Annotated in this window: 12 protein-coding genes; 1 reads left to right on the forward strand and 11 read right to left on the reverse strand. The window is 73.2% G+C overall.

The genetic code is table 11. The features are described from left to right. Positions 1 to 159 precede the first annotated feature (159 nt). The 7 genes from obgE to OG946_RS10645 form a co-directional block, all read right to left on the reverse strand. Positions 160 to 1,605: a GTPase ObgE gene (gene obgE / locus OG946_RS10615; protein ID WP_326795885.1), complete on the reverse strand. Its 1,446-nt coding sequence runs from the start codon at positions 1,603 to 1,605 to the stop codon at positions 160 to 162. Between the two features lie 218 nt (positions 1,606 to 1,823). Next, entirely contained in the window at positions 1,824 to 2,081 is a 258-nt protein-coding gene (rpmA, locus tag OG946_RS10620) for a 50S ribosomal protein L27 (RefSeq protein WP_047015771.1), read from the reverse strand. A gap of 13 nt (positions 2,082 to 2,094) precedes the next feature. Next, a complete protein-coding gene (gene rplU / locus OG946_RS10625; protein ID WP_326795886.1) occupies positions 2,095 to 2,418 on the reverse strand; it encodes a 50S ribosomal protein L21 in 324 nt (107 codons plus the stop codon). Between the two features lie 193 nt (positions 2,419 to 2,611). Next, positions 2,612 to 3,961, reverse strand: a complete 1,350-nt coding sequence (locus OG946_RS10630; RefSeq protein ID WP_326795887.1) for a phospholipase D-like domain-containing protein — start codon at positions 3,959 to 3,961, stop codon at positions 2,612 to 2,614. A 201-nt stretch (positions 3,962 to 4,162) separates the two neighbouring features. Next, a complete protein-coding gene (locus OG946_RS10635) occupies positions 4,163 to 8,374 on the reverse strand; it encodes an Rne/Rng family ribonuclease (RefSeq protein WP_326795888.1) in 4,212 nt (1,403 codons plus the stop codon). 223 nt (positions 8,375 to 8,597) lie between these two features. Next, complete coding sequence (locus OG946_RS10640; protein ID WP_326795889.1) at positions 8,598 to 9,380, reverse strand: TIGR03936 family radical SAM-associated protein; 783 nt, start codon at positions 9,378 to 9,380, stop codon at positions 8,598 to 8,600. A 184-nt stretch (positions 9,381 to 9,564) separates the two neighbouring features. Beyond that, positions 9,565 to 10,119 carry a GNAT family N-acetyltransferase gene (locus OG946_RS10645; RefSeq protein WP_326795890.1) on the reverse strand — a complete coding sequence of 185 codons (555 nt, stop codon included), beginning with the start codon at positions 10,117 to 10,119 and terminating at the stop codon, positions 9,565 to 9,567. A gap of 176 nt (positions 10,120 to 10,295) precedes the next feature. Here OG946_RS10645 and OG946_RS10650 point away from each other — a divergent pair, with 176 nt between their 5' ends. Further along, positions 10,296 to 10,757, forward strand: a complete 462-nt coding sequence (locus tag OG946_RS10650; protein ID WP_326795891.1) for a hypothetical protein — start codon at positions 10,296 to 10,298, stop codon at positions 10,755 to 10,757. A 185-nt stretch (positions 10,758 to 10,942) separates the two neighbouring features. On the opposite strand, the gene OG946_RS10655 is transcribed toward OG946_RS10650, so the two are convergent. The 4 genes from OG946_RS10655 to OG946_RS10670 all read right to left on the reverse strand — a co-directional run bounded on the left by OG946_RS10655 (position 10,943) and on the right by OG946_RS10670 (position 15,805). Then, a complete protein-coding gene (locus tag OG946_RS10655) occupies positions 10,943 to 11,356 on the reverse strand; it encodes a rodlin (protein ID WP_326795892.1) in 414 nt (137 codons plus the stop codon). Between the two features lie 128 nt (positions 11,357 to 11,484). Next, complete coding sequence (locus OG946_RS10660) at positions 11,485 to 11,796, reverse strand: hypothetical protein (RefSeq protein ID WP_326795893.1); 312 nt, start codon at positions 11,794 to 11,796, stop codon at positions 11,485 to 11,487. Between the two features lie 321 nt (positions 11,797 to 12,117). Continuing rightward, positions 12,118 to 14,085, reverse strand: coding sequence for a TIGR03960 family B12-binding radical SAM protein (locus OG946_RS10665; protein WP_326795894.1), 1,968 nt, complete (start codon positions 14,083 to 14,085; stop codon positions 12,118 to 12,120). A gap of 88 nt (positions 14,086 to 14,173) precedes the next feature. Then, the gene (locus OG946_RS10670; RefSeq protein ID WP_326795895.1) at positions 14,174 to 15,805 is read right to left on the reverse strand and encodes a CYTH and CHAD domain-containing protein; all 1,632 of its coding nucleotides are present in this window, start codon (positions 15,803 to 15,805) and stop codon (positions 14,174 to 14,176) included. Between the last annotated feature and the right edge of the window lie 58 nt (positions 15,806 to 15,863).

Here is a 15,863-nt window from a genome sequence, read left to right on the forward strand (position 1 = left end):
GACGCCGATCCGGACCCGGTGCCGTGAACGGCGGCGGCCCGCGGGAGCACTTCCCGCGGGCCGCCGCCATCGTCGTTCGTCAGGTCCGGATCCGGATCCGGATCCGGATCCGGATCCGGGACCGGGACCGGGACCGGGACCGGGACCGGAGGGTCCCGGTCAGGCGAAGGGGTCGAAGTCCTCGTACTCCTCCTCCGCCCGCTCCGCGTCCCGCTCCCGGCGGCGCTGCGCGGCCGGCCGCGGGGCGTCGAAGCGGTGGTCCTCGCCGCGCCGCCCCAGCATCTCCGCGCCGGAGGCCATGGCGGGCTCCCAGTCGAAGACGACGGCGTCCTCGCCGGTGCCGATCACGACGTCGTCGCCGGGCTTCGCCCCGGCCTTGCGGAGCTGGTCCTCGACGCCGAGCCGGTTGAGCCGGTCGCCGAGGTAGCCGACGGCCTCGTCGTTGCCGAAGTCGGTCTGGCGCACCCAGCGCTCCGGCTTCTCGCCGGTGATACGGAACAGGGCCCCGTCCGCGTCGCCGCCCTCGCGGACGACGGAGAAGCCCGCCTCGTCGACGGCCTGCGGGCGGATGACGATGCGCGTGGACTCCTGCTTGGGCCGCGCCGCGCGCGCCTCGCCGACGATCCCGGCGAGCCCGTACGACAGCTCCTTCAGGCCCGTACGCGCGACCGCCGAGACCTCGTAGACCGTGAAGCCGCGGGCTTCGAGGTCCGGGCGGACCATCTCGGCGAGGTCGTGCCCGTCCGGGATGTCGATCTTGTTGAGGACCACCACGCGCGGCCGGTCGTCCAGCCCGCCGTACGCGCGCAGCTCCTCCTCGATGGCGTCGAGGTCGCTCACCGGGTCGCGGTCGGACTCCAGGGTCGCGGTGTCCAGCACATGCACGAGCACCGAGCAGCGCTCGACGTGCCGCAGGAACGTAAGGCCCAGGCCGCGGCCCTCGCTGGCGCCCGGGATGAGGCCGGGGACGTCCGCGATCGTGTACGTCACGGCGCCGGCGGTGACGACGCCGAGGTTGGGCACCAGGGTGGTGAAGGGATAGTCGGCGATCTTGGGCTTGGCCGCGGACAGCACGCTGATCAGGGACGACTTGCCCCCGCTCGGGTAGCCGACGAGCGCCACGTCGGCGACGGTCTTCAGCTCCAGCACCACGTCGCGCGCGGTGCCCGGCTCGCCGAGCAGCGCGAAGCCGGGGGCCTTGCGGCGCTGGGAGGCGAGCGCCGCGTTGCCGAGGCCGCCGCGGCCGCCCTGGGCGGCGACGAAGGTCGTGCCGTGCCCGACGAGGTCCGCGAGCACCTCGCCGTCCTTGGTGAGGACGACCGTGCCGTCCGGCACCGGCAGGACGAGGTCCTTGCCGTTGGCGCCCGCGCGGTCGCCGCCCTCGCCCGGCTTGCCGTTGGTGGCCTTGCGGTGGGGGGTGTGGTGGTAGTCGATCAGGGTGGTGACGTTCTGGTCGACGGTGAGGATGACGTCACCGCCGTGACCGCCGTTGCCGCCGTCGGGGCCGCCGAGCGGCCGGAACTTCTCGCGGTGTACGGAGGCGCAGCCGTGTCCCCCGTTGCCCGCGGCCACGTGCAGGGGGACGCGGTCCACGAAGGTGGTCATGAGGGTGTGCCTCCCGGCGTTGAGGTGCGATCGGGGGTCGTTCGGTGTCGTACGGAACGCTCGCGCCGTACGGGATGCTCGCGCCGTACGGAACGCTCGTGCCGTACGACGTCATGGGAACGCGCCGAGGGCGGCCCGGCTTCCCCGCACGTCGTCCGTGGCACGTGCGGAGCGGCGGACCGCCCTCGGATCAGGTGTGTGGTGTCCGGAGCCGGTGCTTACTCGGCGTCCTGCACGATGTTCACGACCTTGCGGCCGCGGCTGGTGCCGAACTGGACCGAGCCGGGGATCAGCGCGAACAGCGTGTCGTCGCCGCCGCGGCCCACGCCCGTGCCGGGGTGGAACTTGGTGCCGCGCTGCCGGATGATGATCTCGCCGGCGCCGACGACCTGACCGCCGAAGCGCTTGACGCCGAGCCGCTGGGCGTTGGAGTCGCGACCGTTCCGAGTGGACGATGCGCCCTTCTTGTGTGCCATCTCTCCTCAGTCCTTACTTCGCGGCCGGCGCGGGGATCTGGGTGATCTTCAGCGCGGTGTGCAACTGGCGGTGACCGATCCGCTTGCGGTAACCGGTCTTGTTCTTGTACTTCAGGATGTCGATCTTGTCGCCCTTGTGGTGGTCCACGACCTCGGCCTGGACCTTCACCCCGTCCAGGACCCAGGGGTCGCTGGTCACGGTCTCGCCGTCGACGACGAGCAGAGTGGAGAGCTCGACGCTGTCGCCGACGCCCTTGCTTGCCATCCGGTCTACCTCGATGACGTCGCCCACAGAAACCTTCTGCTGGCGGCCGCCGGTGCGCACGATCGCGTACACGCGCTTCAGCTCTCTTCCTCAGTCGCGACGGAGACCCCTGATGCCAGCCGCTCGGCTGGGACGCATGGGATGAGCGGCCTCTCCCGCCGCTCACGAGGAGACTGCGGGAGGGATGTGCTCAGGAGCCTGGCGTGTCATACAGACACGCCGACGATACAGATTACGGGCCCCTTGACCGCCTGGTCAAACCGGTCTAACGGAAGGCGCGCTCGCCGTCCTGGGGCAGCGACTTCACGCCCTGGCACAGGTTCGTCTTGTCGGCCGTCCCGGGCCACGCCACGTCCCGCACCGAGGTGTAGTGGCCGAGGTACGTGTCGTGCACGGGGTCGCTGTCGATCTTGACGACGGCCTCGTCGTTCTCGCGCAGCGCGGGGCCGGTGAAGTTCTGCGAGCCGGTGAAGACCAGCTTGTCCCGGGAGCCGGCGTACATGCCGTCGATCAGCACGTACTTGTTGTGCACGATGTACGGCGTGGTCAGCTTCTGGCCCGGGTTCTGCGGGTCGCGGTCGTCGTTGTAGCAGCGCAGCGAGGGCCCGCCGGAGGCGTGCAGCACCTCCCAGGTGCCGGGGGTGCCGCCCTGGCTCCCGGCGCTGTCGGACTCGGCGTAGACGAGGCTGACGCCGCAGCCCGCCTTCTTCAGTGAGACGAGCTTGTCGGCGATCGCCTTGCGGGTGATCTTGAAGATCGCGACCCGGACCAGGGTGCGCTGGGTCACGCCGGCGGCGTCCTTGTACGTGCACCGCACGTTGTCGAGGACGGCGTGGATCGTGTCCGTGCTGTTGGTGGTGCCGGACCGGGGGAAGAAGTACGCCTTGTAGAGGCCGTTGCTGGCGGTCACCGCGCGGTAGCGCCAGGTCGACCACTGGGCGCCGACCATGTCGCGGAAGTACTCCGAGTACGCCCCGTACATCGCCGGGTTGTCCGGCAGCAGCAGCGCGTCGTTGAAGAACTTCGTGTGCGCGGAGGGGGTGGAGTTGGAGGTCGTCTGGACGACGACGTTCCGGGCGCCCTCGACCTCCGAGAAGAGCCAGAACTTGTTGTGCATGATCGACGCCCCGAACTTCGGGTCGCCGAGGCAGGACTTGTCGACCGGGCAGAGCTTGACGAACGACCCCGCCGTCGTGCTGGTGCCGAGCGCCGCCTTCAGGCTCGCGTACATGGTGTTGTCCGGCCGGTCGCTGCGGCTCGACTCGTCCAGCAGCACCTGCACGTTCACGCCGCGCGCGCGGGCGCGTACGAGCGCGTCCACGACCGGCTGCTCCCAGATGTGGTAGACCGCCACCTTGATCACCGAGCCGGGGACCGCCGCGTCGGTCAGCTCGATCAGCCGGGTGCGGATCGCGTGCTGCTCGTCCACGGTGCCCAGCGGGTCGTTGAAGATCGGCCCCTCGATCCACACCCGCGGCTCCGCCGCCGCGCTGCCCGCGCTGCTCACGGCGTGCGCGCCGGCCGCGGACAGGACGGTGGCCAGCGCGACGGCCTGGCGCGCGCCCTTGCGCGGCGACACGGCCCGGTGGCGTCCGGTGGGCTTGAACACGGACATGGAAGGAACGACCCCCTGGGGTGCACGGCTGCCGACTGCTGCCTCGACTGCCGTGCGGTGGGGGCGCCCGCGCGTTCGAGTGCGGTGTATCCAAACCGGCGCCGGAAGCGATGTCAAGCGAGCGGACAAAGGGGGCAGAAAGCCCTCTCCCCGCCGGCGGACCGGCGGGGCGAGGGGCGTACGGCATCGGCCTGGGCGGCGTCAGTCCTCCGTGGTGGCGGAGACCGAGGGCGGGGAGCCCTGCTCGGCCGCGGCGGTCTTCTTGACCGACTTCTTGGCCGTGGCCTTCGTCGCCGTCTTGGTGGCGGCGGACTTGGTCGCGGCCTTCTTCGCGGTGGTCTTCGCGGTGGTCTTCGCCGTCTTCTTGGCCGCGGCCTTCTTCGCCGTGGCCTTCTTGGCGGAGGCGCGCTTGGCGGCGGTCTTCTTACGGGCCCGGGGCTTCTCCGCGGCCTCTGTCTCCGCGGCGGCCGCCTCCGGCGCCTCCGCGGGCTCCACGGCCGCCACGGGCGCCGCCTCGGGCTCCGCGGCCGGCGCCATACCGGGCTCCGCGCCCGCCGGCTCCGCCGCCTGCGGCGTGCCGCCCGGCGACATCGCCTTGCGGGTCACCCGCCGCCGCGTACGGGCCGGGCGTACCGCCTCCGCGGGCTCGCCGGCCTCCGGCCGCTCCGCCTCGACGGGCTCGGCCGCCGGTTCCGCGGGCGCGGCCTTGACCGCCGCGGCCTCGCCGCCGCCCTGGACGTCCTTGACGTCCTTCGCCGCTTCCTTGCCTTCCTTGCCTTCCTTGCCCTTCTTCTTCCGCTTGCCGCCGCCGGCCCCGGCCGCCGTGGCCTGGTCCATGTGCACGATCACGCCGCGCCCGTTGCAGTGCGCGCACGGCTCGGAGAACGACTCCAGCAGGCCCTGCCCGACCCGCTTGCGGGTCATCTGCACCAGCCCCAGCGACGTCACCTCCGCGACCTGGTGCTTCGTACGGTCGCGGCCCAGGCACTCCAGCAGCCGGCGCAGTACCAGGTCCCGGTTGGACTCCAGCACCATGTCGATGAAGTCGATCACGATGATGCCGCCGAGGTCCCGCAGCCGGAGCTGCCGCACGATCTCCTCGGCCGCCTCCAGGTTGTTCCTGGTGACCGTCTCCTCCAGGTTCCCGCCCTGGCCGGTGAACTTGCCGGTGTTGACGTCGACCACGACCATCGCCTCGGTCCTGTCGATCACCAGCGAACCGCCCGACGGCAGCCACACCTTGCGGTCCAGCGCCTTCATCAACTGCTCGTCGATCCGGTACGTGGCGAAGACGTCCACCTCGGACGTCCACTTCGACAGCCGCTCGACGAGGTCCGGGGCCACGTGCGAGACGTAGCCGTGGATGGTGTCCCATCCCTTCGCGCCGCTGACGATGACCTTCGAGAAGTCCTCGTTGAAGATGTCGCGGACGACGCGGACGGTCATGTCCGGCTCGCCGTACAGCAGCGTGGGCGCGTTCCCGCTCTTCGCCTTCCTGCGGATGTCCTCCCACTGCTTCTGCAGCCGCTCCACGTCCCGGCGCAGCTCGTCCTCGCTGGCGCCCTCGGCGGCCGTACGGACGATGACGCCCGCGTCCTCGGGGACGATCTTCTTGAGGATGGTCTTCAGCCGGGCCCGCTCGGTGTCGGGCAGCTTGCGGCTGATGCCGGTCATCGAGCCCTCGGGCACGTACACGAGGTAGCGTCCCGGCAGCGAGACCTGGCTGGTCAGGCGGGCGCCCTTGTGGCCGATGGGGTCCTTGGTGACCTGGACCAGGACGGACTGGCCGGACTTCAGCGCGTGCTCGATGCGACGGGGGCTGTTGGCGAGGCCGAGGGCCTCGAAGTTGACCTCGCCGGCGTAGAGGACGGCGTTGCGGCCCTTGCCGATGTCGACGAACGCCGCCTCCATGGAGGGCAGGACGTTCTGCACCTTGCCGAGGTAGACGTTGCCGACGTACGACGCCGACTGCTCCTTGTTGACGTAGTGCTCGACGAGGACGTTGTCCTCCAGCACGCCGATCTGCGTACGGTCGCCCTGCTGGCGCACCACCATCACGCGCTCCACCGCCTCGCGGCGGGCCAGGAACTCGGCCTCGGTGATGATCGGCACCCGCCGCCGGCCCTGCTCGCGGCCCTCGCGGCGGCGCTGCTTCTTGGCCTCCAGCCGGGTGGAGCCCTTGATGGACTGCACCTCGTCGCTGCGCTCGGACTTGGCGCGGGGCTCGCGGACCTTGACGACGGTGCGCTCCGGGTCGTCGGGCGCCCCCTCGGAGCCGTCCGCGCCCTCGGTACGGCGCCGCCGGCGGCGGCGCCTGCGGCTGGTGCTGGAGGAGCCGCCTCTGGCGCGTTCGCCGTCCTCGGCCTCGCCCTCCGCGGCTTCGGCGTCGGCCTCGCGGGCCTCCTCGCCGTCCTCGGCGGCCTCGTCGCCGAGGTCGCCGTCCTCGGCGCCCTCGCCGCGGCGCCTGCGCCGCCCGCCGCGGCGGCGCCGGCGGCGGCCGCGGTCCTCGCCGTCCTCCTCCTGCTCGTCGCGGTCCTCGGCGGCGCCGTCCTCGGTCTCGCCGTGCGCCTCGGCCCCGGCTTCCGCCCCGGCCTCGGTCTCGTCGGCTTCCTCGGGCTCCTCGGCCTCCTCCGGCCCCACCGCCGCCTCGGCGGCGGCACGCTGCGGGGTCTGGAACGCGGGCTCGGTGAAGACGGGCGCCTGGAACAGCGCGAGCGGCGCCGCGCCGAAGCCGGGCGCCTGCTCGCCGCCGTCGGAGAACTGCCCGGCGGCGTCGTCCACGGCCGGCTCGGCGGCGGCAGCGGCGCGGCGGGTGCGCCGGCGGGGCGCGGAGTCGGGCCCGGCGGCGGCCTCCGCGGGCGCGGGCTGGTCGCCCGTCGCGGGCTCATCCGCGGCGGCGGCCCGGCGGGTACGGCGGCGGGGGGCGGCGGAGTCGGCGTCGGCGGCCTCCTCGGCGGCCGCGCCGGCGGCCCGGCGGGTACGGCGGCGGGAGGTGCCGGAGTCGGCGGGCGTCTCGTCGGCGGCCTGCTCGGGGGCGGCACCGGCCTCGGCGGCGGGCTCACCCGCCGGGGCGGTCGCGCGGCGGGTGCGGCGGCGGCCGGTGGCGGCGGGCTCGGCCTCGGCAGCGGTCTCGGTCTCGGTCTCGGCAGCGGCCGGAGCGGAGTCGGCGACGGGCGCGGGGGCTTCCGCGGCGGGCTCGACGTGGGTGGGCTCGCCCGCGGGGGCCGTGACCCGGCGGGACCTGCGGCGCCGGGTGCCCGCGGCGGGCTCGGCGGCGTCCTCGGCGGCGGGCGCGGCGGTGGTCTGGTCGCCGGGCGCGGCGTCGGCCGCGGGCTCCGCGGCACCGGCGGCCTCGGCGGCGGTCGTGCGGCGGCGTACGCGACGGGCGCGCGGCGCCGGCTCCTCGTCGGCCGCCGGGGTCTCGGCGGGCGCGGCCTGGGCGGCGTCGGCGGCCGGTTCCACGGCCTCCGGGGTACCGGCGCTGCGTACGACCCGACGGCGCTTGCGGCCCTTCGGGACGGCGTCGGCGTCCGGCTCCGGCCGGGCCTCCGCGGCGGCGGGGCCGGTCCCGGCCTCCGTCGCCGCCTGCGGCGCGGCCTCGTCGGCCTGCTCCGGTGCCGCCGGCTGCGCCGCCGCCTCCGTGCCGGCGACCGGGGTGGCCGCCGTGCGGGTCACCCGGCGGCGCCTGCGGCGCGGGCCGGAATCGGCGGAAGAGTCGGCGCCGTCGGCCTCTGTTTCGTTGTCGGCCACGGTGTGGGCTCCCTCGTTGGTGCTGTCATGGTGGTCTGTGGTGGCGGCGTCACCGGCCGCGGCGGGCTGCGGTACGGGCTCGGCGGCGGCCGCCGCCTGCGGCGTCCCCGCGTCCCGTACGACCCGCCGCCTCCGCGGCGGCGCGGCCCCGGCTGCCGGCTCCTGGCCGGACACGGGCACGGTGTGCCCGGACGCCGCGGGCCCGGGCTGCTCGCCCACCGGCACCACGACGGTGTCCGGTGCGGCAGCCTCCGGCGTGCCGGCGTCGCGTACGACCCTGCGCCGCGAACGCCTCGCCGGCGGGGCGGCCGCGGTGCCGGCATCCGGCTCCGCCGCCGCCGTGCCGGCGGTGATCTCCCGGTCCACGGCCGCGGGCGGTCCGGCGGCCTCTCCTACGTTCACGGCCGGCTCGGCGAGCGCGGACGCGGGCGCGCCCGCCGGCTCTCCGGCGGGCCCATACGTCAGCGCCGGCCCCGGTTCTCCGGTGGTCGGCTGCGTCGCTCTCTGCGGCACCTCCCCCGCCGGCTCCGCCGCCGCACGCCGGCGGCGGAAGGGCAGGCGGTCGCTGGGGGTGTCGAGCGGGCCGCCGACGGCGGCTCCGGCATCGCCGGTGATGCCCGCGGAAGGCGACTGCGCTTCCGAAGGCTCAATCGGTTCGAGCATGCGGGCGGTTCTCCCGTCACGCCCCCGGGCGCCACCTCCCGTACGGCGGCGGCGCCCGTGCCGTGCACAGGGCCACCGCCCGGGACGTATGCGCCGCGCGAGGGCTCTTGTCTCGCTCGCCGGACCCGCCCTTCTCGGGCGGACCGGCGAAAGTCTGCTGGTCCATGCGCCTGCCGGGCCCGGGGTGGCTCCCTCGTCCACCGGCGGCGCTTCGACACCGTCCCTATCCGGTGCCGTCCCCTGCCGTGGGCGGGGTTCCGCTCGCGACCTGCGGTGTGGCGGCGAGGGCCGTGGCATCGTCGCGGTCCGGCGCGAGCGGATCGGTCACCGTGCCGGTCTCCGCGTCGAGCGGCCCCTGCGCCAGCCTGGTCACCGCTGCCGGGACCGGCGGCGCCAGGTCAGCCGCGACTCGCAGGCCGGACAGGACGTCGTCGGGTCGTACGGCAGGTGTCAGGTGCCGCACTACCAGGCGCAGTATCGCACAAGGACCCGCCTGCGGCCTATCGCCCCCGGCCGGGAGCACGTCGAGCGCGGCCACCGCGCCGCGCGTGTCGAAGGTTCTCATCCCCTTCTTCGTCTGCCGTTCCACCTCGACCGTCTCCGCGGCGAGGAAGGCGCGGACCGCCTCCTGCGCGGTGGCGGGCGGCACGCCGTCGAGCCGCAGTTCCCACACCGAAGCCCCCAGCCGGTCGGCGAGTCCCGGGGCGCGGGCCTCGACGGCGTCGACGACGTCGAGCCCGGCGGGCAGGGACTCGTCGAGCAGCGCGCGCAGCAGCTCCGGGTCGCGGGCCTCGGCGAGCGCGATCTCCAGGTACTCGGCCTCGCTCGCGGTCCCCGTGGGGGCCGCGTTCGCGTACGAGACCTTGGGGTGGGGGGTGAATCCCGCGGAGTACGCCATGGGCACCTCGGCCCGGCGCAGCGCCCGCTCGAAGGCGCGCTGGAAGTCGCGGTGACTGTTGAACCGGAGGCGGCCGCGCTTGGTGTAGCGGAGTCGGATGCGCTGCACCGCGGGTGCGGGCGGCGGGCCTTCGGGCTGTCGCTTGCCCAGAGTCGTCAGTCCTTCGTCCGTGAGCTTGTCCTGCCCCCAGGGTACGTGCCCGCTTTTCCGGCGGCTCCGCTCAGTCGGCCTTTCCTCCACGTCGTACGGACACCGCGCCGGCCGCCCGCGCCGCCACGGGCCGCCCGCCGCGCTACCCCTTCGCCTCCCCCGTGACGACCCAGTACCGCAGCTTGAGCCCCCGCCGGTCCTCGAACACGCCCCCGTTGGCCTCGATGACCTTCCGCGACGCCACGTTGTCGTGGTCGCAGGTCACCAGCACCTCCGCAAGCCCCAGACCGCGGGCCACGGGCAGCGCCTCGCGCAGCATGGCGGTGGCGTGGCCGCGGCGGCGGGCGGTGGGGCGGACGTCGTAGCCGATGTGCCCGCCCTGCTCCCGCAGCCAGCCGGTGAGCGAGTGCCGGATGGCGATCCGGCCGAGATAGGCGTCCCCGTCCACGTACCAGAGCGTGGTGCAGTGCACCCAGCCGGGGCGGATCATCGGGATCGTCTCGTCGGCCTCGGCGCGCAGCCCCGCGACGTACGAGGCGAAGACCGCGGGGTCGTGCCAGCGCCGGCGCCAGCGGCGCAGGTCCTGGCCGATGGACGTGTCGTCGCCGACCGCGCCCCTGCCCTCGGCCTCGAACTCCTTCATCGCCCCGGCGAAGGAGGCGCGGAATCGAATGTGGGGGGTGGTCAGTTGCGGCATCGACCCATGCTTACGGGGTTCGGAGGGCCGCGGCAACCGGATAACCGGAGGTCACAGCGTATTCACAAATCAGTTGAGGCGAATGCGCACGGTGAGGCGCAAGGGAGAATTTCCGGTAATCAAGGGGTTTGTGAAAGCATGACACTGAAAGTGTCGTTTCCTCACTGGTGGTGACCATGGGCCAGCACGCCTCCCGATTCCCCTCCCGTACGCATCGCGCCCTGCTGCGCGCCGGCCTGATCGCGGCGGCGGCCGGCTCCGCGCTCGCGGCCGGCGGAGCCGCCGGGGCGGCCGCGGCGCCCGCGGACGGCCCGACGAGCACGGCGCTGGACACGCTGGACGAACTGAAGGTCGGCAAGGACAACCAGATCGACACCAACCAGGTCGCCGCGGCGCTGACCGGCGTCGGCGAGGGCCTGGACACGAGCAAGCGCACGGCGCTCGCACCGCTGACGGCCCTCCAGCTCAACCCGCTGGCCAGGACCGGCTCCGACCCGCTGGACAACTCGGTGGAAACCGCGGTCGGCGAGGGCGGTGCGCCGGTGAGCACGGCGGCGGTCACCGGGCCGCTGGCCGAGGGCGCGTCGTTGTCGGAGCTGCCGACGGTCGGCCCCTTCGTCGGGGGTCTCGTCGGCTGAGCGCCGCCGCCCGGAGACCCGGCGCAGACGGCCCGCGGAGAACACTCCGCGGGCCGTCTGCGTGCCCCGTGGGCCGTGACCGCGGTACGCGACCGCCGTACGTGCCCCGCCCGCACAAGGCCCCGGCCCGGGACGAGTAGGACTCGCCCCGGGCCGGATACCGGGATCCCCGTGTGGTGCGGGACTCAGCCGGCTTCGTTGCCCGCGCCGTTGCCCGAGAGGATCGGGAAGTCTTCCAGCAGGTGGGACAGCGGGGCGTCGCCCTGGTCCGCGCTGGAGTTCTTGGCGCAGGTCTGGTTCTGGTTCTGGCTCAGGACCTCGTCCACGCCGATGGCGCCGGGCAGGGGGCCGATGTGCTTCACGTTCTTCGCGACCTGCGGCAGCGCGATGCAGGGCTCGTTGAACGAGCCGTTGATCAGGCTCATGTTCGGGCTCATGTAGCCGCCCGTCTGGGTGTTGCCGTAGGCCTGCGTCGAGCCGTTGCCGTTGGCGTACGGGCCGTCGCCGGTGTCGTCGGCGGCCAGCGCCTGCGGGGCGGCCAGCGCCGAGGCGCCGAGCATGGTGACGGCAACCGCCGCGGTCTTCAGGTACTTCTTCATGATGTTCTTTCCTTTTCCACCTGAGGGAACAACGATGCGGGCACGCTGCACAACTCCGCACCCTTGAGTGAGTTATCCGAAACCGCCCGTTCGAACGATCGGATTATGTCCGGAGCGAAACCGACCGCTCAGGAGCCGCCGCGCGACTCCGCGCCGGCGGGCGCCAGGGTGTTCTGCGGCAGGACGCCCTGGATGACGTCGTGCGCCGCTTCGTCGACCGGCCGGGTGAGCTCCCGGACCGCCGGTCCGTCGACCGGCAGGCTGTGCTGCACCAGCTCGGTCGCGGGCCGGTTGACCAGACCCTCCACGGCCTGCTGGGCCGCGGCGTCCAGGCTCAGGTCCGGGCTGGTGAGCCCGGGGTCGATTGCGCCCGCCTGGCCGGCAGTGCCGAGCGCCAGGGCGGCACCGCACAGGACCACGGCAGACTTGACGTATTTCACTTGGCATCCTTTCCGCCACGGAGTCTTCGGGCGAATTCCTTACCGTCGGAGCGACGGCTGTTCTTCCGAAGCCCCACCTTCGTTATTCGAAACGAGGGCGGCGCGCCGACGACACGGCACCCGGAATAATCGCGTACGAGTCCCCCGTGCGGAGCAATGGTGCGATTGTCGGCGTAACCCGGAAATGCGGCGGCGGAATGCCATGAATTCCGACGTGCATGGGCACGGAAAAGCCCCGGGACCGGCGTTCAGGCCCGGGGCTCACCCGTTTTATCGCCCGCGCGTGCGGGTCTCGTCAGCCGGCCCGAAGGCCGGCCCGCGTCAACCGTCGTTTCCGCCCGTCCGGCCGTTGACCACGCTCAGCGGCAGCAGCTTCTTGCCCGTCGGGCCGATCTGGATCTCGGTGTCGAGCTGCGGGCAGACGCCGCAGTCGAAGCAGGGCGTCCAGCGGCAGTCCTCGACCTCGGTCTCGTCGAGCGCGTCCTGCCAGTCCTCCCAGAGCCAGTCCTTGTCCAGACCGGAGTCCAGGTGGTCCCAGGGCAGGACCTCCTCGTAGGAGCGCTCGCGGGTCGTGTACCAGTCGACGTCCACGCCGTGCGCCGGCAGGGCCTTCTCCGCGGAGCGCATCCAGCGCTCGTACGAGAAGTGCTCCCGCCAGCCGTCGAAGCGGCCGCCGTCCTCGTAGACCGCGCGGATGACGTCGCCGACGCGGCGGTCGCCGCGGGAGAGCAGGCCCTCGACGATGCCGGGCTTGCCGTCGTGGTATCGGAAGCCGATGGCGCGGCCGTGCCGCTTGTCGGCGCGGATGCGGTCGCGCAACTGCTCCAGCCGGGCGTCGGTGTCCTCGGCGGAGAGCTGCGGGGCCCACTGGAAGGGCGTGTGCGGCTTGGGCACGAAGCCGCCGATGGAGACGGTGCAGCGGATGTCGTTGGACCGCGCGACCTCGCGGCCCTTGGCGATGACCTTGGCCGCCATGTCCGCGATCTGCACGACGTCCTCGTCGGTCTCGGTCGGCAGCCCGCACATGAAGTAGAGCTTGACCTGCCGCCAGCCGTTGCCGTATGCGGTGGCGACGGTGCGGATCAGGTCCTCCTCCGAGACCATCTTGTTGATGACCTTGCGGATGCGCTCCGTGGCGCCCTCGGGGGCGAAGGTCAGGCCGGAGCGGCGGCCGTTGCGCGTCAGCTCGTTGGCCAGGTCGATGTTGAAGGCGTCGACCCGGGTGGAGGGCAGCGACAGGCCGACCTTGTCCTCCTCGTAGCGGTCGGCGAGGCCCTTGGCGACGTCGCCGATCTCGCTGTGGTCGGCCGACGACAGCGACAGCAGGCCGACCTCCTCGAAGCCGGTGGCCTTCAGGCCCCTGTCGACCATCTCGCCGATGCCGGTGATGCTGCGCTCCCGTACCGGCCGGGTGATCATGCCGGCCTGGCAGAAACGGCAGCCGCGGGTGCAGCCGCGGAAGATCTCCACGCTCATCCGCTCGTGCACGGTCTCGGCCATCGGCACCAGCGGCTGCTTCGGGTACGGCCACTCGTCGAGGTCCATGACGGTGTGCTTCGAGACCCGCCACGGCACGCCGGAGCGGTTCGGTACGACCCGGGCGATGCGGCCGTCGGGCAGGTACTCCACGTCGTAGAACGACGGGACGTACACCCCGCCCGTCTTCGCCAGCCGCAGCAGCAGCTCCTCGCGCCCGCCCGGGCGGCCTTCGGCCTTCCACACCTTGACGATGCCGGTCATCGTCAGCACGGCCTGCTCGCCGTCGCCGATCACCGCGCAGTCCACGAAGGCGGCGATCGGCTCCGGGTTGAACGCGGCGTGTCCGCCGGCGACGACGATCGGGTCGTCGTCGCCGCGGTCGGCGGCGGCCAGCGGGATGCCCGCGAGGTCGAGGGCGGTCAGCAGGTTGGTGTAGCCCAGCTCGGTGGAGAAGGAGACGCCGAACAGGTCGAAGGCGCGCACGGGGCGGTGGCTGTCCACGGTGAACTGCGGCACGTCGTGCGCGCGCATCAGCTCCTCCAGGTCCGGCCACACGCTGTACGTGCGCTCGGCGAGGGTGTCCGGCCGCTCGTTCAGCACCTCGTAGAGGATCATGACGCCCTGGTTGGGCAGGCCGACCTCGTACGCGTCCGGGTACATGAGCGCCCAGTGGACGTCGACCGCGTCCCAGTCCTTGACGGTGGAGTTCAGCTCACCGCCGACGTACTGGATCGGCTTCTGGACGTGCGGGAGGAGGGCTTCCAGGCGGGGGAAGACCGACTCGACGGTGGGTGCGGGCACGGCAGTCATCGGGAAAGCTGTCCTCGGCGGTCCTGTGGTACGTACGCGTGACCATTCAGCGTATCGCGCGCCCCGCGTGTGCCCCTCTTCGCGCTGCTCAGAGATGCTTCCGCGACAGCCGCGGGAGCCGGTCGCGCAGCTCCGCCGCGCGCGCCTCCTCGCGCGCGTAGAGGACGCCGTACGTGAACGAGGGCTCCCCCGCGGCCTGCGCCTGCACCGCGATCTCGCGCAGCGCGGACCGCGCCAGCACCCCGTCCTGGTAGTCGCCCAGCAGCTGCTGGACCTCCCGCATCAGCGACGTGACGGTCTTGGCCTCCCGGCCCAGGGCGGGGCGGGCGACCTCGGCGGCGTAGCGGGTGCGCTTGGCGGCCTTGCGGGTCTCGTGGATGGCGGTGTCGCGGTCGGGACCCGGCGCGAGGTCGAAGGTCTCCTGTAGGGAGCCGGCGAAGCGCCGGTACTGGCGGTCGACCGCCTCGCGCAGGACGGGCTCCGCGGGGCGTCCTGCGGCGGTGCGCAGCGGCGGGTCGGTGAGGATGCCGTCCAGGGCGTCGAGCAGGGCGAGGTAGCGGCGGCCGTCGAGCACGGCGACGATACGGCGCCGGGAGCCGGTGCGGCGGGCGGCGGACCAGGTGCGCAGCCGCCCGCGGACGGGGCCGAGGACGAGCGGTCGGTCCAGTTCCGCGAGGCCGGCGTGGATGCGCTCGGTGAGCACCTCGCGGTCGCGGTCGACGCCGAGCTCGCCGGCCAGCCAGCGCAGTTCCGCGGAGACCGGGTCGGTGACGGTGCGGTCGAGCACGGCGCGGTAGCTGCGGAAGGTGCTGCGCAGCCGGCGGCTGGCGACGCGCATCTGGTGCACGGCGTCGGGCTGGTCGCGGCGGACGGCGGGGTCGAGCGCGACGACTGCGGTGATCTGGGCGCGTACATAGTCGAGGACGAGGTCGCCGGCGGGGCGGGCGGCGGGCTCGACGGGCTTCTTGCCGGCGGCCTTCTTCTTGTCCCCCTTCTTGCCTTTGCTCTTCTTACCCGCCTTCTTCTTGTCCGCGCTCTTCTTCTTGCCGCCCTTGCCGTCCTTGCCGTCTTTCGACTTCTTGTCGCTCTTCTTGTCGCTCTTCGGCTTCTTCTCGTCCGTCTCCGCCAGCGCTCGCGCCAGCTTCGACGCCGCCGCGGAGCGCCGCAGCCCCGCGCCGGTCAGCACCGCGTCCACCGCGTCCAGCACCTCCGGGTCTCCCCCGGCGCTCAGCTCGGCCTCGACCTCGGCCCATTCCGCCGTCGCCCCCGTCTCCGGGCGCTTCGCGGTCACCCGGTCGACGGAGACCTCCGCGACCGGTTCGCCGTCCGCGTCGAGCAGTTGGTAGACGTCCCGCTCCGTGCGGATGCGGACGACGGGCGCCAGCTCGGCGTCGCGCGTACGGGAGCGGACGAGGGCCGCGAGGCGGCGCGGGATGCCCTCGCCGAGCGGGGCACGGATCTCGTCGCGTACGCCCGCGGCCACCGGCAGTTTCAGATGCCAGCCCGCGTCGTCGCCGCCCGTGCGGCGGCGCAGGGTGATGCCGTCGGCCGCCAGCCGGCGGGCGGCGGTGTCGTAGTAGACGGCGTCGAGCAGGGCGGTGCCCTGGTCGATCACCGACGCGACGCCGTCGACGCCTGTCAGGTCCGGCAGCGGGGGCAGTTCGCGGGTGCCCGCCGTGGCCTCGTACTTCCGCTCGATCTCGCGCACCGTGTCCACCATGAATCGAATTTAGCCGCGGATGGGCGATTGGTCATGAGGTGCGCGGCGCCGGATCGCG

It is taken from the genome of Streptomyces sp. NBC_01808 (assembly GCF_035917395.1).
Lineage (GTDB): Bacteria > Actinomycetota > Actinomycetes > Streptomycetales > Streptomycetaceae > Streptomyces.